This window comes from Millisia brevis NBRC 105863, from assembly GCF_001552615.1.
GTDB classification, from domain to species: domain Bacteria; phylum Actinomycetota; class Actinomycetes; order Mycobacteriales; family Mycobacteriaceae; genus Millisia; species Millisia brevis.
The window spans coordinates 405,694-424,309 of sequence record NZ_BCRN01000002.1; the positions used below are offsets into that span (position 1 = coordinate 405,694).

At 68.5% G+C, this 18,616-nt stretch carries 20 protein-coding genes and 1 pseudogene; 8 read left to right on the forward strand and 13 right to left on the reverse strand.

Annotated elements, in window-relative coordinates; translation table 11 throughout:
* The first annotated feature begins 51 nt into the window (after positions 1-51).
* The gene (locus MB1_RS04565; protein WP_084350849.1) at positions 52-1,650 is read left to right on the forward strand and encodes a DUF349 domain-containing protein; all 1,599 of its coding nucleotides are present in this window, start codon (positions 52-54) and stop codon (positions 1,648-1,650) included.
* Positions 1,651-1,690: 40 nt separating this feature from the next.
* On the opposite strand, the gene MB1_RS04570 is transcribed toward MB1_RS04565, so the two are convergent.
* Both MB1_RS04570 and miaB read right to left on the reverse strand, forming a co-directional pair.
* Positions 1,691-2,224 (reverse strand): Rv2732c family membrane protein, encoded by a 534-nt coding sequence (locus tag MB1_RS04570; RefSeq protein ID WP_066904024.1) that lies wholly within the window; start codon positions 2,222-2,224, stop codon positions 1,691-1,693.
* Positions 2,224-3,774: a tRNA (N6-isopentenyl adenosine(37)-C2)-methylthiotransferase MiaB gene (miaB, locus tag MB1_RS04575; protein ID WP_066904313.1), complete on the reverse strand. Its 1,551-nt coding sequence runs from the start codon at positions 3,772-3,774 to the stop codon at positions 2,224-2,226. The genes MB1_RS04570 and miaB overlap by 1 nt, the downstream gene beginning before the upstream one ends.
* 309 nt (positions 3,775-4,083) lie before the next feature.
* Here miaB and MB1_RS04580 point away from each other — a divergent pair, with 309 nt between their 5' ends.
* The 4 genes from MB1_RS04580 (at position 4,084) to MB1_RS04595 (ending at position 7,463) form a co-directional block, all read left to right on the forward strand.
* Positions 4,084-4,812, forward strand: coding sequence for an amino acid ABC transporter ATP-binding protein (locus tag MB1_RS04580; RefSeq protein WP_169801599.1), 729 nt, complete (start codon positions 4,084-4,086; stop codon positions 4,810-4,812).
* A 112-nt stretch (positions 4,813-4,924) separates the two neighbouring features.
* The gene (locus MB1_RS04585) at positions 4,925-5,761 is read left to right on the forward strand and encodes a glutamate ABC transporter substrate-binding protein (RefSeq protein WP_066904028.1); all 837 of its coding nucleotides are present in this window, start codon (positions 4,925-4,927) and stop codon (positions 5,759-5,761) included.
* A gap of 125 nt (positions 5,762-5,886) precedes the next feature.
* Positions 5,887-6,570, forward strand: coding sequence for an amino acid ABC transporter permease (locus MB1_RS04590; RefSeq protein ID WP_066904030.1), 684 nt, complete (start codon positions 5,887-5,889; stop codon positions 6,568-6,570).
* Positions 6,567-7,463 (forward strand): amino acid ABC transporter permease, encoded by an 897-nt coding sequence (locus tag MB1_RS04595; protein ID WP_066904032.1) that lies wholly within the window; start codon positions 6,567-6,569, stop codon positions 7,461-7,463. The genes MB1_RS04590 and MB1_RS04595 overlap by 4 nt, the downstream gene beginning before the upstream one ends.
* Positions 7,464-7,601: 138 nt before the next feature.
* On the opposite strand, the gene yidC is transcribed toward MB1_RS04595, so the two are convergent.
* The 7 genes and pseudogenes from yidC to MB1_RS04625 all read right to left on the reverse strand — a co-directional run bounded on the left by yidC (position 7,602) and on the right by MB1_RS04625 (position 12,740).
* Complete coding sequence (yidC, locus tag MB1_RS04600; protein ID WP_066904034.1) at positions 7,602-8,615, reverse strand: membrane protein insertase YidC; 1,014 nt, start codon at positions 8,613-8,615, stop codon at positions 7,602-7,604.
* Between the two features lie 197 nt (positions 8,616-8,812).
* On the reverse strand, positions 8,813-9,118 hold the full coding sequence (locus MB1_RS25545) for a DUF6412 domain-containing protein (protein ID WP_157083900.1): 306 nt from the start codon (positions 9,116-9,118) through the stop codon (positions 8,813-8,815).
* A 79-nt stretch (positions 9,119-9,197) separates the two neighbouring features.
* Positions 9,198-9,734, reverse strand: a complete 537-nt coding sequence (locus tag MB1_RS04605; RefSeq protein WP_066904036.1) for a regulatory protein RecX — start codon at positions 9,732-9,734, stop codon at positions 9,198-9,200.
* Positions 9,735-9,747: 13 nt separating this feature from the next.
* On the reverse strand, positions 9,748-10,797 hold the full coding sequence (gene recA, locus MB1_RS04610) for a recombinase RecA (protein ID WP_066904038.1): 1,050 nt from the start codon (positions 10,795-10,797) through the stop codon (positions 9,748-9,750).
* Between the two features lie 264 nt (positions 10,798-11,061).
* Entirely contained in the window at positions 11,062-11,256 is a 195-nt protein-coding gene (locus MB1_RS04615) for a DUF3046 domain-containing protein (RefSeq protein WP_066904040.1), read from the reverse strand.
* 107 nt (positions 11,257-11,363) lie between these two features.
* A pseudogene (locus MB1_RS04620) lies at positions 11,364-12,503 on the reverse strand (glycosyltransferase); the annotation flags it as partial.
* A 63-nt stretch (positions 12,504-12,566) separates the two neighbouring features.
* Positions 12,567-12,740 carry a hypothetical protein gene (locus tag MB1_RS04625; protein ID WP_157083902.1) on the reverse strand — a complete coding sequence of 58 codons (174 nt, stop codon included), beginning with the start codon at positions 12,738-12,740 and terminating at the stop codon, positions 12,567-12,569.
* A 228-nt stretch (positions 12,741-12,968) separates the two neighbouring features.
* Between MB1_RS04625 and MB1_RS04630 the strand changes: the two genes are divergently transcribed.
* Genes MB1_RS04630 through MB1_RS04640 form a run of 3 tightly spaced genes read left to right on the forward strand, consistent with a single transcriptional unit; the run spans position 12,969 to position 14,895 of the window.
* Positions 12,969-13,562: a biotin transporter BioY gene (locus MB1_RS04630; protein WP_066904043.1), complete on the forward strand. Its 594-nt coding sequence runs from the start codon at positions 12,969-12,971 to the stop codon at positions 13,560-13,562.
* Positions 13,559-14,236 (forward strand): energy-coupling factor ABC transporter ATP-binding protein, encoded by a 678-nt coding sequence (locus MB1_RS04635; RefSeq protein ID WP_066904045.1) that lies wholly within the window; start codon positions 13,559-13,561, stop codon positions 14,234-14,236. Before MB1_RS04630 ends, MB1_RS04635 begins: the two co-directional genes overlap by 4 nt.
* On the forward strand, positions 14,233-14,895 hold the full coding sequence (locus MB1_RS04640; protein ID WP_084350851.1) for an energy-coupling factor transporter transmembrane component T family protein: 663 nt from the start codon (positions 14,233-14,235) through the stop codon (positions 14,893-14,895). The genes MB1_RS04635 and MB1_RS04640 overlap by 4 nt, the downstream gene beginning before the upstream one ends.
* 141 nt (positions 14,896-15,036) lie before the next feature.
* On the opposite strand, the gene MB1_RS04645 is transcribed toward MB1_RS04640, so the two are convergent.
* From MB1_RS04645 to MB1_RS04660, 4 genes are all read right to left on the reverse strand, one after another.
* On the reverse strand, positions 15,037-15,858 hold the full coding sequence (locus tag MB1_RS04645; protein ID WP_066904047.1) for a PspA/IM30 family protein: 822 nt from the start codon (positions 15,856-15,858) through the stop codon (positions 15,037-15,039).
* Between the two features lie 107 nt (positions 15,859-15,965).
* Positions 15,966-16,457, reverse strand: a complete 492-nt coding sequence (locus MB1_RS26480; RefSeq protein ID WP_066904049.1) for a helix-turn-helix domain-containing protein — start codon at positions 16,455-16,457, stop codon at positions 15,966-15,968.
* 154 nt (positions 16,458-16,611) lie between these two features.
* On the reverse strand, positions 16,612-17,220 hold the full coding sequence (pgsA, locus tag MB1_RS04655) for a CDP-diacylglycerol--glycerol-3-phosphate 3-phosphatidyltransferase (protein WP_066904051.1): 609 nt from the start codon (positions 17,218-17,220) through the stop codon (positions 16,612-16,614).
* A 238-nt stretch (positions 17,221-17,458) separates the two neighbouring features.
* Positions 17,459-18,607 (reverse strand): TRM11 family SAM-dependent methyltransferase, encoded by a 1,149-nt coding sequence (locus tag MB1_RS04660; RefSeq protein WP_066904053.1) that lies wholly within the window; start codon positions 18,605-18,607, stop codon positions 17,459-17,461.
* Positions 18,608-18,616: the final 9 nt, after the last annotated feature.

The following is an 18,616-nucleotide window of genomic DNA, read 5'->3' on the forward strand; positions in this document are numbered from 1 at the left end:
GGCCGGATGCGACGGATGGCAGCCGTGTCGCGCGGCGAAGGAGCGAGGACCATGACCGCAACGAGTGTCAACGACCGGAGCGAACGGGACGAGCAGCCCGCGCTCGGGACGCCGCAGGAGCCCGCAGGCACGGAGATCCCCGCAGGCCCGGAGATCGCAGCAGGCCCGGAGATCGCAGTGTCACCTCCCGAAGCCGAAACGCCGCCGGAGACGGCTGCACCTGCATCGGAGTCGGAAACAGTGGCGGAGCCGGAGTCCGCGCCGGTGGAGCCGCAGGCAACCGCCGCGCCGTCGACACGACCGACGCCCACCCCCGGCCCTCGACCGGGTCCGCTGCCCGGTGGACATGCCAAACCCGGCCCGCCTCGCCCGGCACCCTCCCCCGCTGCCGTCGCCCAGCATGTGACACCTCATCCGGCCCCTCGGCCGGCGACCACCGATCCGCGCAGCCACGGCCGCATCGATCCCGACGGCGCCGTCTGGTTGATCACCGCGGCCGGCGAACGCAATATCGGCTCCTGGCAGGCCGGTGACGCCGAGGAGGGTATGGCGCACTTCGTCCGACGGTTCGAGGACCTCGAAACCGAGGTTGCGCTGCTCGAGAACCGGCTGTCCGCCGGGACCGGTGACGCGTCCAAGACGGTAGGCGCGGCGCGCGGCCTGCTCGAGGGCCTGCCGGACGCCGCGGTGATCGGCGACGTCGACGCGCTCGAACGGCGCCTCACGTCGATCGTCGAATCCGCGCAGGAAACCTCGCGGGAGGCGGGCGCGCAGAAGGCGCGGCAGAAGGCCGAACGAACCGCCCGCAAGGAGGAGCTCGCCGCCGAGGCGGAGACGATCGCCAACGAGTCGACCGACTGGAAGACCGCCGGCGACCGGATGCGCACGATCCTCGACGAGTGGAAGTCGATCCGCGGTGTCGATCGCAAGGTCGACGACGTGCTGTGGAAGCGGTACGCGAAGGCCCGCGACACCTTCAATCGACGCCGCGGCTCCCATTTCGCCCAGCTCGATCGGGACCGCTCGGCGGCGCGTTCGGCCAAGGAGGACCTGGTCGTCGAGGCGGAGGCGCTGTCGTCGTCGACCGACTGGGCGCAGACCTCGACCGCCTACCGGGATCTGCTGACCCGGTGGAAGGCGGCCGGTCGGGCGTCCCGCGATGTCGACGACGCGCTGTGGGCGCGGTTCAAGGGGGCGCAGGACATCTTCTTCGCGGCCCGCTCGGCCGCGGACGCCGCCCTGGACGAGGAGTTCGCCCGCAACGGCGAGCAGAAGGATCTGCTGCTGGCGGAACTCGACGCCGTCGACCCCGGCACCGATCTCGAGGGCGCCCGGACGGCGTTGCGACGCATCCGCGACCAGTGGGACGAGATCGGCAAGGTGCCGCGCAACCGGATGGCCGACCTCGAGGGCCGGCTGCGCGCCTACGAGAAGCGGGTCCGCGACGCCACCGACGCCCAGTGGAAGCGCACCGATCCGGAGGCCGACGCCCGCGCCGACCAGTTCCGGGAGCGGCTGGCTCATCTCGAGGATCAGTTGGCCCGCGCCGAAGCGGCCGGGCGGGCCAGGGATGCGGACAAGCTGCGCCCCCAGGTCGAGCAGTGGCGTCAGTGGGCGGAGGCGGCCGCCTCCGCGGTGGCCGACCGATAGTGCGAACGCGGCGCTAGTTCGTGCGGTCGAGCGACCGGGATCAGGACAGTGGTGATCCCGGCGTTCGACCGTCGATCGTGTCGACCGAGGGGCGCCGCCAGACCACCGCGAGCCACTGGGTGAGCAGCACCAACACCACCGCCCAGGTCAGGATCAAACCGATACCCGGGCCGGGGGCGTCCATACCCGGCGGCGGGGTCTGCCGGGTCCAGATCGCCAGCAGCCCGGCGGGGGCGGCCAGGGCGGTGAAGGCAGCCGCGAGCCAGGCGATCCCCCAGCGGCGCAGCGCCAGCGCGAGCGTCGAGGTGACCGCCGACAGGATGACCAAGCCGACGAAGATTCGGCCGGGGACCGCGAAGTGGATCGCCTCGGAATGGCCGGAGTCGGCGAGCACGTCCCACCCGTTGGCGGTGCCCGCCCAGGGCAGCACGGTGACCACCACCATGATCACCACCAGGGCGGCGATGACCATCGCGCGCAGCCCGGGATCGATCTCGGCCGCAAGCCGCCGTTCCACCCCGGCCAACTCCGATTCGAAGTGGTCGAGGGCCGACTTGTCCGGCCGGTCGATCATCAGCCGCAGCCGCCCGTGGAGCAGCCGGACGCCACCGGCTCCTGCGCCGGTCGGCCGACACCGGGCAAACCCAGCCCGATACCGATCGGTGGGGTATTCGGCTTGCGTCCGGCGTCGTGGTTGTCCCCGGCGCGGGTGCGACGATGCGAGAGCACCCCGGCATCGGCGAGCAGGTGATGCGGTGCGGCAGCGGTGATTTCGACGGTCACGACGTCACCGGGACGAATCGGCGCGGTGCGCGGGTCGACGCCCTCGGCGGCGAAGTGCACCAGCCGACCGTCGCGGGCGCGGCCGGTCAACCGCTCGGTATGCGCACCCTTGCGGCCGGTGTCCGCGGAGACGAGGACCTCCGCGACGCTGCCGATCAGCTTCGTGCCCTCCTCGAGCGCGATGCGGTCCTGCAGGTCGGTCAGGCGGCGGTAGCGCTCCCCCACCACCTTCGGGTCGACCTGATCCGGCAGATCGGCCGCCGGTGTCCCCGGACGGCGCGAGTACTGGAAGGTGTAGGCACTGGCGAAGCGCGCCGCCTCGACCACCTCGAGGGTCTGCTGGAAATCCTCCTCGGTCTCGCCGGGGAAGCCGACGATGATGTCGGTGGTGATCGCCGCGTGCGGCATCCGCTCGCGCACCCGTTCGAGGATGTCGAGGAACCGCTTGCGGCGGTAGGACCGACGCATCGCCCGCAGGATGCGGTCCGACCCCGATTGCAGCGGCATGTGCAGGACCGGGCATACCGCCGGGGTCTCGGCCATCGCCGCGATCACGTCGTCGGTGAACTCCGCCGGATGCGGCGAGGTGAAACGCACCCGCTCGAGGCCCTCGATCGATCCGCAGGCCCGCAGCAGGGCGGCGAAGGCGCCGCGGTCGCGCGGCAGATCGGCGTCGGCGAAGGACGAGCCGTAGGCGTTGACGTTCTGTCCCAGGAGGGTGACCTCGAGGACTCCCTCGGCCACCAATGCCTCCACCTCGGCCAGGATGTCGCCGGGGCGGCGGTCGATCTCCTTGCCGCGCAAGGCCGGGACGATGCAGAAGGTGCAGGTGTTGTTGCAACCGACCGAGATCGACACCCACCCGGAGTAGGCGGAGTCGCGCTTGGCCGGCAGCGCCGATGGGAACTGCTCGAGCGATTCGACGATCTCGACCTGGGCCTGCGCATTGTGTTGGGCGCGGCGCAGCAGGGTGGGCAGCGAGCCGATGTTGTGGGTGCCGAAGACCACGTCGACCCACGGCGCGCGGCTCAGGACCGTCTCGCGGTCCTTCTGCGCCAGGCAGCCACCGACCGCGATCTGCATGCCGGGGCGCTCCGCCTTGATCGGCGCGAGATGGCTCAGATTGCCGTAGAGCTTGTTGTCGGCGTTCTCACGCACGGCGCAGGTGTTGAAGACGACGAGGTCGGGGTCCTGGCCCTCCGGAGCGGGGGCATACCCGGCGTCCTCGAGCAGGCCGGACATCCGTTCCGAGTCGTGCACGTTCATCTGACACCCGAAGGTCCGAATACGGTAGGTCGGAGATTCGGGGGCCGAGGGCGCGGCAACCGCAACGGAAGACATCGGCGCCAGGACGGTTACGGCGCTGTTTTCCACCCGTTCAGGGTACGACCGGGCGTCGATTCGGTCCCTCCCGGCGTACCGTTCCGCCCGCCGTGCGACCCCGATCGACCCCTCCCGGAGCGCTGCGCGACCGTCTTCGGCGCCATCCGCCACACCGACAAGGCCTCGGTGCACAAGACCCGCTTTCATAAATTTTCCGTTACGGGAGCCACCGATGTGTATCCGATTACGATCACATTGCTCCGAATACGCATAGGGTCATGCCCCATGAGCACCACCGACGAGACACCCGCCGGCTCCGGAACTCCGATGATCGAGATGGTCGATGTCCAGAAACACTTCGGCGCACTGCACGTTCTGAAGGACATCAACCTGGCGGTACCCGCCGGCCAGGTCGTGATCGTGCTCGGACCGTCGGGCTCCGGCAAGTCGACGCTGTGCCGCACGATCAACCGTCTCGAACCGATCGACAGCGGCACGATCCGCGTCGACGGCATCGAATTGCCCTCCGAGGGACGCAAGCTCGCCGAGCTGCGCGCCGACGTCGGCATGGTCTTCCAGTCGTTCAACCTCTTCGCCCACAAGACGATCGTCGAGAACGTCATGCTCGCCCCACTCAAGGTGCGCAAGCAGAAGTCGGACGCCGCCAAGAAGCGGGCGATGGAGTTGCTCGACCGGGTCGGCATCGCCAGCCAGGCCGACAAGTACCCCGCCCAGCTCTCCGGTGGTCAGCAGCAGCGTGTCGCGATCGCCCGGTCGCTGGCGATGGCGCCGAAGGTGATGCTCTTCGACGAGCCGACCTCCGCGCTCGACCCCGAGATGGTCAACGAGGTGCTCGACGTGATGACCTCGCTGGCCAAGGAGGGCATGACGATGCTGGTCGTCACCCACGAGATGGGCTTCGCCCGCCGCGCCGGGGATCGGGTCATCTTCATGGCCGACGGCGCCGTGGTCGAGGACACCGATCCGACGTCCTTCTTCGACAATCCCCGGTCCGATCGCGCCAAGGACTTCCTCGGCAAGATCCTCAGTCACTGATTCCGACGTCGTTCGCATCCTCCGACGTCCCACCACAGCGGGTTTTCTCGATCAGCCGCCCGGCCCGCGATCTCGATGACCGTTCCAGGCTGATCCACGAAGAAAGGTAACGATGAGACTCACAGCAAAGGCCCGCATGGCAGTCGGCGCCCTGGCGATCGGCTTTGTGGCCACCGCCTGCGGTGGCGGCGGCGATGCCGGCACCGTGACCGAGCATGCCGCCGAAGGCAACCTCACCATCGGTGTGCGGTACGACCAGCCGGGTCTGGGTCTGCGTCAGCCCGACGGCACGCTGACCGGTTTCGACATCGCGGTCGCCGAGTACGTCGCCGATCAGTTGGGTGTCACGCCGGAGAACATCACCTTCCGCGAGGCCCCCTCGGCCCAGCGCGAGACGCTGATCGAGAACGGCGAGGTCGACTACATCGTCGCCACCTACTCGATCACCGACGCGCGCAAGGAGAAGGTCGACTTCGCCGGCCCGTACTTCACCGCCGGGCAGTCCCTGCTGGTGCGTGAGGACAACACCGACATCACCGGCCCCGAGTCGCTCAACGACGGCAAGCGGCTCTGCTCGGTGACCGGCTCCACCCCGGCCCAGCGCGTCAAGGACGAATACGCCCAGGACGTGCAGCTGCAGGAATTCGACACCTATTCCGCATGTGTCGAGGCGCTGCGCAACGGCGCCGTCGACGCGGTGACCACCGACGACGTGATCCTCGCCGGCTTCGCCGCGCAGTCCCCCGGTGAGTTCAAGCTGGTCGGCGAGCCGTTCTCGACCGAGAACTACGGCATCGGCCTGGCCCTGGGCGACGACACCTCGCGCAGCGCGATCAACGACGCCATCGAGGAAATGATCAGTTCCGGCGCCTGGGCGGACGCCTTCGAGACCAACCTCGGACCGTCCGGCTACGCCATGCCGGAGCCGCCGACGGTCGATCGCTACTGACCTCACCTGTTCGAGCTCGACCGGGCGACGGTTCGCCACTGCGAACCGTCGCCCGGTCCTCGACAAGCCCACCGGTCTTGATTCACCACCGCTGAACCCGAGGGTCCGGCCGAGATGAGGTACGCATGAATATCCTGTCCCAGTATTGGGGCCAGATGTTGGACGCCTTCTGGGTGACGATTCAACTCACCGTGCTGGCCGGGATCGGCGCGCTGGTCATCGGCACGATCCTCGCCGCGATGCGCGTGTCGCCCATCCCGGTGGCCCGCTGGTTCGGCGCGACGTACGTGACGATCTTCCGCAACACCCCGCTGACGCTGATCATCGTCTTCTGTTCCTTCGGTCTGTATCAGACCCTCGGTGTCGCGCTGGCGCCGGAGGAATCGCGGACGTTCATCAACACCAACAACTTCCGGCTCGCCGTGCTCGGCCTGGCGATCTATACGGCCGCGTTCGTCTGCGAGTCGCTGCGGGCCGGTATCAATACCGTCGCCGTCGGACAGTCGGAGGCCGGTCGTTCGCTGGGGCTGACCTTCACGCAGAACCTGCGCTACATCGTCCTGCCGCAGTCCTTCCGCGCGGTGATCGCCCCGCTGGGCAGTGTGCTGATCGCGCTGACGAAGAACAGCACGGTCGCCGCGGTCATCGGCGTCTCGGAAGCGGCGTTGCTGATGAAGGAGATGATCGAGAACGAGGCCGCGATCTTCGTGATCGGTGGTCTGTTCGCCCTCGGCTTCATGATCCTGACCCTGCCCACCGGCCTGTTGTTCGGTTACATCGGGAAGCGCTTGGAGGTGGCGAGCCGATGAGCAGCCGCGCAACTGTTCTCTACGACGCACCGGGTCCCAAGGCTCGGGTGCGCAACAACCTGCTGTCGGTGGGTGTCGGCCTGGTCCTGCTGGTGATCGCCTTCTTCATCTATCGGGCGCTCGACGACAAGGGCCAGCTGACGTGGGACAAGTGGTCGCCGTTCCTCGAGTCGACCACCTGGACGACGTATCTGCTGCCCGGTATCCAGGGCACCTTGATCGCCGCCGCGCTGTCGATCGTCTTCGCGTTGGTGCTCGGTGCGGTCCTGGGCATCGCCCGGATGTCCGATCACCGGTGGGTGCGGATCATCTCCGGCACGATCGTCGAGGTCTTCCGCGCCGTGCCGGTGCTGATCCTGATGATCTTCATGTACCAGGTCTTCGCCGAATACCGCCTCTTCCCCACCCGCCAGTTGGCGTTGGCGGCGGTGGTCACCGGTCTGACGCTGTACAACGGCTCGGTCATCGCCGAGATCGTGCGCGCCGGCATCAAGTCGCTACCGAAGGGTCAGACCGAGGCCGCGCAGGCGTTGGGTATGCGCAAGGGCCAGGTCATGCGCCTGATCCTGCTCCCCCAGGCCGTCACCGCGATGCTGCCCGCGATCGTCTCGCAGATGGTTGTGGCCCTGAAGGACTCGGCCCTGGGCTACCTGATCGGCTACATCGAGGTCGTCCGCGCCGGCCAGCAGATCGGTGCGTACTTCCAGAACTACCTGCCGTCGCTGATCGTGGTCGCCGCGATCATGATCGTCCTGAACTCGACCCTGACCCGCATCGCCACGCTGCTCGAGAAGCGCATGCGTGCGGGCCGGAACAAGAAGACCGCCGCCCAGCCGGTAGGCGCCGCCACGGTGGCGGCTCCGGGCGTCGACATCACCAAGAAGGAACCGTGATCGACAGGGCATAGCCCGGATGGACAACGAGTTCGGTCGGTCGACAGCGTCTTTCGCTTCGGCCGACCGAACTCGTTCACAGCACGTTTTCGTGCGACACCCCGAACTGATTCCCACCGGACGACACGGCCGCCCGACTCACCTGTGCCGTCTTCTCTTCTTCTTCGGACGGTTCGACCCGGCGCCACCTGCACCAGGCGATTGTGGTTCGCCCGTTTCGGTATTCCGGTGACTTCCGGGCTGTGCTGCGAGGTCGTGGACCGGCCGTGCGCCCGGTCGAGGCGCTGCGGCAGCAACCACCGGCGACACCCTCTCCGACTCCATTCGCTCGATCCGACGGAACACCAGGTGCTGCTGAGCGTAGGTCCAGATGTTGTTGGCCACCCAGTAGAGCAGGATCGCGATCATCAGGAACGGACCGCCGACAACCACGCCGAACGGGAGAACCCACAGCATGAGCGTGTTGATCATGGCCGCCTGCGGATTGTCCGCCACCGCCGCGTCCTGTCGAGCAATCGAGGCACGCGAGTTGAAGTGTGTGGCAATCGCCGCGACCAGCATCAAGGGAAGGGCGACACCGGCGATGATCCAGACCGACGGGATCGGGAGACCGTAGGCGGCAAGCTGTGCCTGCGGGGTTGTCATGGCGGCCGAGATCGGGGCACCGAACAGCCGCGCGTCGAGGAACGATTGGACGTCGGCTGCGCTGAACAGATAGTTCGGCACCTGCGCGTTCTGCTCGATCGACATGCCGAGCCCACCGAAGCCGTCACCCGTACGGTTGAACGACTTCAGCACGTGAAACAGGCCGATGAACACCGGCGCCTGCATCACGATCGGCAGGAAGCTCGTCAGCGGTTTGACTCCGTACTCCTTCTGGAGCTTTCGCATCTCGAGGGCCAACCGCTGACGATCGTTCGAGTGCTTCTTCCTCAACGCAGTCAGACGCGGGCGCATCTCCTGCATCCGAAGGTTCGTCCGGATCTGTCTGACCGTCGGAATCACCAGAACCGCGCGGACGGTGAACACCAGAAATATGACCGACAGGGCCCACGTGATACCGCTGTCCGGTCCCAGGAACGGGATTGCGCCGAATACCTTGTGCCAGATCCACAGGATTCCGGACACCGGGTAATAGATGAAGTCGAGCATGGTCTACCTACCTCGTTGGCGCGCACCAGGGCAGTCTTCACCGACGTCCGGGGGTCGGACATGCTCGACCGGGCCTATTCGGGCAGCGGGCAGGAAGGCACGAAGCGGTCGGCAAGCCGGGGGCGCCCGGGTGCGCTGGATGACGGACTATGCCGGCGAGATCATCGGATCAGCCGGCCGGACATGCGAAAGCTCGCCTAGGCGAACTGAATCGCGAGGCCGGGAGCGCGCGGCCGGACCCGTCCGGGGGCATCGAGCCGAGTTTGGCGTCGGAACGAGCCGCGCAATTGGCGCTCGTCTCCGGACAGTCCTTCGATGATCTGCGGGAACTGTGTGGCCACGTTCCGTCGAACACACGCAAGCGTGACGGCAACTGCCACCAACAGCACCGCGACTGAACCAAGAGTAAAGGTCGGACCGGCAGTTGCCGGCACCAAGAGAAGAGAGACGACGGGCATCACCAAGAGCAATGCCCGAAGCATTGCGCTGGTGCCTGTTGTCATACCAGCGAATCTACGCGTCGAATGAGAGTGACGCTGCCGCGCCGAGACATCCGGTTGACGGCCCGACCCAACCTGCGTGTCAGTCGGGGTAGACCTCGTTGGCCGGGTCGAGGCGCTCGAGTTCTCGGCGGGCAACGGAAAGGGCGGTGTTGGAGGAGAAGCCGCGGCGCATGAGGGTGCCGACGAGGCGGCGCAGGAGCTTGTCGCGTTCCGCGCGGTCGGTGGGAATGGTGATGGAGCGCAGTTTGCGGCGGACCACCTCGGCGGCGCCGTCGAGTTCGGCGTCCTCGTCCAGGTCGGTGAGAGCGTCGTCGACGGCGGCCGCACCGATGCCTTTGCCGGTCAGCTCCCGGCGAATGGCGGAGCGGCCGCGGCCGGAGCGCTGCCGACTGGCAACCCACTGGCGGGCATAGTCGGCGTCGTCGATCAGGCCGACCTCGGTCAGCCGATCCAACGCCGCTTCGATCACCGGCTCGGTGAATCCCTTGGCCAGCAACCGGTCCTGCAGATCCGCGCGCGGACGCGCCTTGGCCGTGAGCAGGCGAAGACACACGGTCTTCGCCTGCTCGACCGTGCCGCCACCGGTGCGCGGATCACCGGCGGCGGCAGGCTTCATGGGACGCAACCGATCAGAAGTCGACCGGAGCCGGCGCGGCGTCCTGGTCGGCGACGGTCACGTCCGCGCCGATACCGAGCTTTTCCTTGATCTTCTTCTCGATCTCGTCGCGGATGTCGGTGTTCTCCAACAGGAACTTCCGCGCGTTCTCCTTGCCCTGACCCAGCTGGTCCCCCTCGTAGGTGAACCACGAGCCGGACTTGCGGATGAAGCCGTGCTCGACACCCATGTCGATCAGCGAGCCCTCCTTGGAGATGCCCTTGCCGTAGAGGATGTCGAACTCGGCCTGCTTGAACGGCGGGGAGACCTTGTTCTTGACGACCTTGACGCGGGTGCGGTTACCCACGGCATCGGTGCCGTCCTTGAGGGTCTCGATGCGGCGCACGTCGAGCCGGACCGACGAGTAGAACTTGAGCGCCTTGCCACCGGTGGTGGTCTCCGGCGAGCCGAACATGACGCCGATCTTCTCGCGCAGCTGGTTGATGAAGATCGCGGTGGTGCCGGAGGAGTTGAGCGCACCGGTCATCTTGCGCAGCGCCTGGCTCATCAGCCGGGCCTGCAGGCCGACGTGGCTGTCACCCATCTCGCCCTCGATCTCGGCGCGGGGCACCAGGGCGGCCACCGAGTCGATCACGAGGATGTCGAGCGCGCCGGAGCGCACCAGCATGTCGGCGATCTCGAGCGCCTGCTCGCCGGTGTCCGGCTGGGAGACCAGCAGCGCGTCGGTGTCGACGCCGAGCTTGGCGGCGTAGTCCGGGTCGAGCGCGTGCTCGGCGTCGATGAAGGCCGCGACACCGCCGGCGGCCTGGGCGTTCGCCACCGCGTGCAGGGCGACCGTGGTCTTACCGGAGGCCTCCGGACCGTAGATCTCGATGACGCGGCCACGCGGGAGTCCGCCGATGCCCAGCGCGACGTCCAGCGCGATCGAGCCGGTGGGGATCACCGAAATCGGCTGGCGCGCCTCGTCTCCGAGCCGCATGACCGACCCTTTGCCGAAGTTCTTGTCGATCTGCGCCAGCGCCAGCTCCAGCGCCTTGTCGCGGTCATAGGCTGCTGCGGCCATCTGCCTTCTCCTCGGTTTCGTGCGATCTCGGGGTTCGAATGATCTATCCGACGAACGTGGTCTATCCGACGAACTACGGCCACCGTAGAGGTGCACACCGACAGGTGAACGTCGCTGGAGCCAGCATAGGTGAACATGTGTTCGATTGGCGCGAGTGGACGGGCGACACGCCGTCGAATCGGCGGATCCATCCACAGGGCGCGTGTTGTCCCCGGGAGGTGCCCGACCGGGGCCTTCGGCGGTCCCGCACCTCGGACCAGGGGCCTACCAGCGGGAACGGGGGACGTCGAAGTCGGCGCAGAGGGCGCGCCATACCTCCCGCGGTTCGACACCGGCCTCGAGGGCGTCGGCCGCGGTGCGCCCGCCCAGGCGCGCGGAGACGTGGTCGACGAGCAGCGATCGGCCGCGAATCGTGCCGAACTCCTCGTCGATCAGGTCGTAGAACAGCGTCAGACGCACGGGGCAACCGTACTCGAGTCCGCCGAGCCTTCCGTACCCCGCCGCTCGGTGGGAGCCGGATCGAAGCGTCGCCCCCCTTCCGGTGCCCCACGGGCGGCGGCATCCTCGACCACCGCGTGGCAGATCGCCACCGGGTCGACCACGCGCTGCGCTCCCCCGGCGGCCCGCTGCGCCGCCCGCCGATAGGACGGGTCGTCGAGCACGGTGCGCACCGCGGTCCGCACCAACTCGGCCGTGGCCGGGCGGACGACGACGGCGGATCCGCGGCGGGCCGCCCGCTGCGCAAGCTCCCATTGATCGCCGCCGCCGGGGATCGCCACCACCGGCACCCCGCGGGTCAGGGCCTTGGTGAGCAGGCCGTGGCCGGCGCCGCAGACCACCACATCGGCTGCCTCGAGCAACAGATCCTGACGTCCGGCGCCGGCGACCATATGGTCGGGGACGCCCTCGGGCCGGTCGAGGGCGCTGATCACCACCCGCACCGGAAGGTCCGCGAGCGCCTCGACGGTCGCCTCGAGCATGCCGGGGGCGCCGGTGGCCGCGGTCGACGGGGCGACCATCACCAACGCGGCGGTGCCGGGGGGCGGTTCGAGCACCACATCGGTCGGCTCCCAGTGCAGAGCGCCGACCACGCGAGCCTCGACGGGCCAATCGACGCGGGCGAGTTCGAGGTCGGGGATGGTGGCGATCAGCCGCGCGGTCGGACCGGGGTCGACGGCGGGCAGACCGATGCCGACACGCGCCTGGGACCGTTGCCGCAGACCGGCGCGGACGGCCCGTCCGGTCATGGTGCGCAGCAGGATGTCCCGGCCGCGCCCGAGCGGACCGCGGCCGGATTCCAGACCGGAACCGATCGGCGGCAGCGAGCGCGACGGGCGGTAGAGCGGATGCGGGGACAGCTCGACCCAGGGCAGCCCCAGCAATTCGGCGGCCAGTCCCCCGCCGGCGGTCAGCACGTCGGCGATCACCAGGTCGAGGGACTCGTCGGCGAGGTCGTCGCGCAGCAACTCCGCCATCCGGGCCGCCCGCTGATGGATGCGTCGCCCGGCGTCGAGGTCGGCGTCGCCCGGTTCGGGCTCCAGACCCCGCAGCAGGCGGGCGGTCGTGCCGTCGGCAGCCGCCGGGGCCAGCCACCCGGGACCGGTATAGAGAATCGGCGTATCACCCGCGTCGCGCAGGCGACGACAGAGGGCCAACGCCGGAAAGGCGTGGCCGGCGTCCGGTCCGGCGACCACCGCTGTCCGCATGGCGGAAGCCTACGGTCTCCGGCCGAACCCGGCCGTTGCGCACGTCCCTTCGGACGGCGGCCGTCAGAAATCGATCTTCGACGACGACTTGTTCGAGTTGATGGAGCGCAGCAGGTAGTACAGACCGACACCCACCGCGGCCAGCGCCAGCAGCGGGAACAACGCGTCGAGCGCCCATCCGATCATTGCGAAGGCCACCCAGATCAGGACGATGGCCGCCAGAACCTTCCACACCATGTTGCTCTCCTCGTGTTGTGATCTCACCTCCAGCTTCCCCATCCGCGCGCCTCGCGGCCAGTGGAAACGGACAAGATCGGGGAAAGATCAGGGTTATCCCCGGCTCCGATCGGTGTACCGATTGTCGAGATCGCTGAGGGAAAGGCTCCGATCGGTCGACGACCTGGCACTAGACTGCCCAGCGTTCCGTCAGCCGGGCCGCCCGGCCCCGTTACCAGCGAGGATTCCGTGACCCCATCCAGTTCTCCCACCACCGGCGGCCGCGGAGATTTCGACGTACGGGACATCGCCCGCATCGCGGTTTTCGCCGCGCTGATCGTCGCGCTCGGCCTGCCCGGTTCGATCACCGTCGGCGGCAGCGGTGTCCCGATCACCCTGCAGAGCCTCGGCGTGATGCTCGCCGGCGCGGTTCTCGGTGCGCGGCGCGGGTCGCTGGCGGTGTTGGTGGTCATCGCGCTGGTGGCGGTGGGTCTGCCGGTCCTGGCCGGTGGGCGCGGCGGTCTGGGGGTCTTCGCGGGTCCGACGGTCGGCTTCCTGATCGGCTGGCTGCCCGCCGCCGCGGTGATCGGCTGGTTGACCTATCGGCTGCTGCCGCGTCTGTCGCTGATCTGGGCGATCCTGATCAACGTGCTCGGCGGCATCGTCGTGCTGTACGTCTGCGGCATTCTCGGCCTGGTGATCCGCACCGACCTGAACCCGTGGCAGGCACTGGTCGCCAACGCCCCGTTCCTGCCGGGTGACCTGGCCAAGGCGGTGCTGGCGGCCATCGTGGCCACCGCCGTCCACCGCGCGTTCCCGCAGTTGGCCCGTTCGTCGGCGTGATCGAGTTCGACGCGGTCGGACACGCCTACGAGGGGCGCCCGGTCCTCACGGACATCGACGCGCGACTGCCGGAGCAGCGGATCGGCATCATCGGCGCGAACGGGGGCGGCAAGAGCACCCTGGCCCGGACGATCACCGGGCTGATCCGCCCGACGTCGGGGCGCGTCCGCGTCGACGGCTTCGATACCCGCAAGGACAAGCGCGCGGTGCGGCAGCGCACCGGCTTCGTGTTCACCAATCCCGATCACCAGATCGTGATGCCGACCGTCGGCGAGGACGTCGCCTATTCGCTGCGCCGCTCCCCGCTCGACGCGGACGGCAGGCGGCGGCGGGTGACCGAGACGCTGCAACGGTTCGGGATCGACCACCTGGCCGAGCGGTCCGCCCACCAGCTGTCCGGCGGCCAGAAGCAGTTGCTGGCGCTGGCCGCGGTCAGCGTGACCGAGCCGAAGGTGCTGGTCCTCGACGAGCCGACCACCCTGTTGGATCTGCGCAATGCCCGGATGCTCCGGGAGATGGTCCACCGTCTTCCGCAGCAGGTGGTCGTCGTGACTCACGATCTCGACCTGCTGGACGACTTCGATCGCGTGCTGGTGATCGAGGACGGCCGGCTGGTGCGTGACAGCACTCCGGCGGCAGCGATCGACTACTACCGAACCTGGTCGCAGTCGTGACGACGATCGGCCTCTACGTACCGGGTACCGGTCCACTGCATCGGCTTCCGGCATCGGTGAAGCTGCTCGCGATGGTGATCGGCATCCTGGCGATCACCATCGCGGTGCGGCGACCGTGGCAGGTGCTTCCGGTGGCGGTGATCATCCTGCTCGGGTACGTGCTGGCCCGGATTCCGGTCCGCACCGCGATACGACAGTTGCTGCCGATGGTGTGGGTCCTGGGGATGATCGCGATCTTCCAGACGCTGGTCGCCGGGTGGGAACGCGCCGTCGTGGTGTGCGGCGTACTGCTGCTGTCGGTGGCGCTGGCCGCGCTGGTCACGCTGACCACACCGGTGACCGAGATGCTCGACGTGATCGAACGGGCTTTGGGGCCGCTGCGGCGCGTCGGGGTCGATCCGGAGCGCGTCGCCCTGACCCTGGCGTTGACGATTCGCTGTATTCCCTTGCTGGTGGACATCGTTCGCCAGGTGCGCGACGCCCGCTGGGCCCGCGGCGTCGGCTTCTCGGCGCGCGGATTCCTCATTCCGATCACCGTCGAGGCGGTCGCGGCGGCCGAAGCGCTCGGCGACGCCCTCGACGCCCGCTCCGATGGCTCCCACCTCACCGATTCCTCCCCCGACCCCACACCCCGGGACCCCGACCGCCCGCGAGAGTGACAGTTTCTGGGGCTGAACCGCAGAAACTGTCACTCTCGCGATCCCGGCGGGGGGTTGGGCGGCGGCGGGGGGTTGGGTGGGCTGGACAACAAAACGCCACCCACCGGGTGGTGGGTGGCGTTGTGAATGTTGCGCCGAGGGTCAGTTCTGCGCGGGGTTTTCCTTGGCCAGGTTCGGGTTGGCCGGAGCCGCGGAGGGCAGCGGGGTGCCGGCGGCGGTATCGCCGGTCGGCAGGGCCTCACCCTTCATCGACGCACGGATCTGCTCGAGCCGGCTGTGGCCGGCCATCTGGACGCTGGCCTGCTGGACCTCGAGCATGCGGCCCTGGACCGAGTTCTGGGCCAGTTCGGCCGAACCGAGCGCGTTGGCGTAACGACGCTCGATCTTCTCGCGCACCGCATCCAGGCTGGGGGTATTGCCGGCCGAGTTGAGGGTCGAGTCCATCGACTGCAGCGACGCGCTGACGCGCTCCTGCATCTTGGCCTGCTCGAGCTGGCTGAGCAGCTTGGTGCGCTCGGCCACCTTGGCCTGCAGGGTCATCGCGTTCTGCTCGACGGCCTTCTTGGCCTGCGCGGCGGCCTGCAGAGCCTGGTCGTGCAGGACCTTGAGATCCTCGACGCTCTGCTCGGCGGTGACGAGCTGAGCGGCGAAGGCCTCGGCCGCATTGGTGTACTGGGTCGCCTTCTCCACATCACCGGCCGCGGCCGCCTGATCGGCGAGCGAGACCGCCTGGCGGGCGTTGGCGTTGAGCTTCTCGACCTCGTCGAGCTGACGGCTCAGCTTCATCTCCAGCTGACGCTGGTTGCCGATGACCGAGGCGGCCTGCTGCGACAGGGCCTGGTGCTGCCGCTGCGCATCTTCGATCGCCTGCTGAATCTGAACCTGTGGGTCGGCTTTCTCATCGATCTTCGAGTTGAAGAGCGCCATGAGGTATTTCCAGCCTTTGACGAACGGGTTGGCCATCGGTAGTTCCTGCCTCCATAGGTTCGGCCCGTCACGACCGGGGATCCCGGCCGACGACGACCGTCGGTTCAACGACGGTCGGGTAGCTCACATACTTCCAGAAACGATCAGGCCGCGGCGAGCGCCCGGGCCTGCGACGTCGAGACGACAACGCGACCGCGATCGTCGATCACCGTACCGGTCGCCGCGTCCGTCTCGGCCGCCGCAGTCGCCGCGTCTCGGCGACCCGCTTCCGCACCCCGAGCCGACCCGGACAGTGCCGAACGGTCCGACCCGGACAGTGCCTGACGGTCCGACCCGGACAGTGCCTGACGGTCCGACCCGGACAGTGCCGAACGGTCCGACCCGGACAGGGTCCGACGGTCCGAGGACGTCAGTGATTCGCTGACCTCGAACAGGACGTCCGACAGCGGTACGTCGAGCGCCTCACAGATCGCGTTCAGCAACTCGCTGCTGGCCTCCTTGCGGCCCCGCTCCACCTCGGACAGGTAGCCCAGGCTGACCCGCGCAGTGGTCGATACCTCGCGCAACGTCCGGCTCTGTGCGACCCGGGTACGCCGAAGGCTGTCGCCGAGCGCCTCACGCAAGAGCAGCGCCATGTTGCCCTCCTTAAGGTTCTTCTCCGGGAAACGTACAGCCGGCGATCTGGGTTCCCTGCGGATCACCCTAGTCTTCGGCGGGTCTCCGGAGCACCCGCCGACCGGTGGCGGCCGCGGCGCGACCGGCACCCCTCACCCCGACGACGTCGGTCGGCTATCGGCGTGCCACCCGCACCATCGAGATCGCGTAGTCGATCCCGGTGGCCACGGTCACCACAACCGCCGCCGCCATCGTCACTATTCCGAGAATCGCAGCCGGGCCGGTCGGAAACACCAGAAGCAACAGGATCGCCACGACCTGCAACAGGGTCTTCACTTTGCCACCGCGTCCGGCGGGCAGGACCACCCGTTGGGCCAGCGCCAGGCGGGCGACGGTGATGCCGAGTTCACGCAGCAGAATCACGATGGTCACCCACCACCACAGCTCGCCGAGGATCGACAGTCCGATCAGGCCCGCGCCGATCAGCGCTTTGTCGGCGATCGGATCGGCGAGCTTCCCGAAGTCGGTGATCAGGTGGTACCGCCGGGCGAGCATGCCGTCGAGTCGATCGGTCAGCGCCGCGAGCAGGAAGATCCCGGCGGCGGTGAGGCGCCAGGCGGAGTTCTGACCGTCGTCGATCAACAGGGTGACCACGAAGACCGGAACCAGGATCAGCCGCACGACCGTCAACACGTTGGCGATATTCCACAGCGGCGCCCGATGGGTCGCGGGATCATCGCCCTCGAAGGGGCGGCTCATCGATGCCTGGTTCTCAGAGGTCATGGCACCCGCTTCCGATCCGCCGCATTGCCGGGTCGGCCGATCGACCACCCTCGGTCCGAGCACTTGCCTGGTGGGCCGAACCCACCGGGGCACTTTCGTGGTGGGAACCCACCGCAGGTCGACGATCCGACGTGCTTTCCGCGCCCGGCTCTCCCGGACCAATGGTACGGGCGTACCGGCGGGTCACCGACACCAGACGCGTTACCCGAGACCCGACGTCCGGTCGAACCCTCGCCGGCTAGCGTTTCGCGAGCTCATCGGGGTCGGACGCGACACCGCCGGGACGGCGGGCGACGACGACATCGCGCACGATCGTGCGGTCGACCCGGTGGCACAGACCGTCGTAACCGGGGCCATCGAGCGGTTCGAGACCGGCGTCGGCCAGGATGCCCAGCGCCACCGGACGCGGGGCGACGCGGGTATTCCAGCTGATCCCGATCGCCCCACCGGGCCGCAGCAGGCGCGCCCAGATCGGCACCGCCTCCCGCAGCAACTCCGTCGGACTGCGCCGCAGCCGATCGGCACCCGACCGGCCCGCGACGGCCCGTTCGGGGTCGGCCCGGTCGGGACCCCGCCCCGGGATGGTCGATCCGTGGCGTACGCCGTAAGGGGCGTCGGTGACGATCACGTCGACCGACCCGGCCCGCACCATCTCCCCCGACCGCAGGGTGTCGACGTTGAAGTAGCTCACCGACTGGGCGTTGCCGGACTTGAGGTCCTCCTTGGTGGCGGCGATGTGGGCATCGAAGCGCCGACCGAGGACCGCACCGTCGCGGCGGATGCGGGTGGTGTCGGCGGCATGCCGCAGTCGCTTGTCCTTGAGCCAGGTGCTCAGGAAGCTCGTATAGGCGTCGAAGTCCTTGGTGTCGAGGTCGATGCCGACCGCGTTCCAGCCGTACATCAGCGCCTGGTTGAGGGTGGTGCCGCGCCCACACATGGGGTCGAGGACCGTCCAGCGGCGGTCGGCCGTGGTCGCGCCACCGGTCGCCGACCACACGGTGACGTTGAGCAGCAGCTTGGTGAACTGTTCGTTGGTCTTGCCCGGATACTTCAGGATGCTGATCAGGTCGTCGTCGTAGCGGTCGAGGCGGGTCGGCACCAGCGGGCGCAGCAGGTCCCGGGGCTCGGGTGTGGCGCCGCCGACCCGTTCGAAGAGCGCGGACAGGGCCGAGAGGTTGGACAGCGCCGCGAGGTCGCGCGCGTCGAGGTCGGCAGCGGTGAACCCGATGGCGTCGAGGTCACCGATACGGTCGATACCGATCTCGCCGATCCGCCCGCCGAGCGGCCCCTCGGCGAGCACCGTCAGCTCCGCGGCGACCATCGCCGGCGCGCCGGCGGCGTAGACCCGGTTGGCCGAGGGTGCGGGCAGGATCGCATAACGAGGCATGGGGGCGGA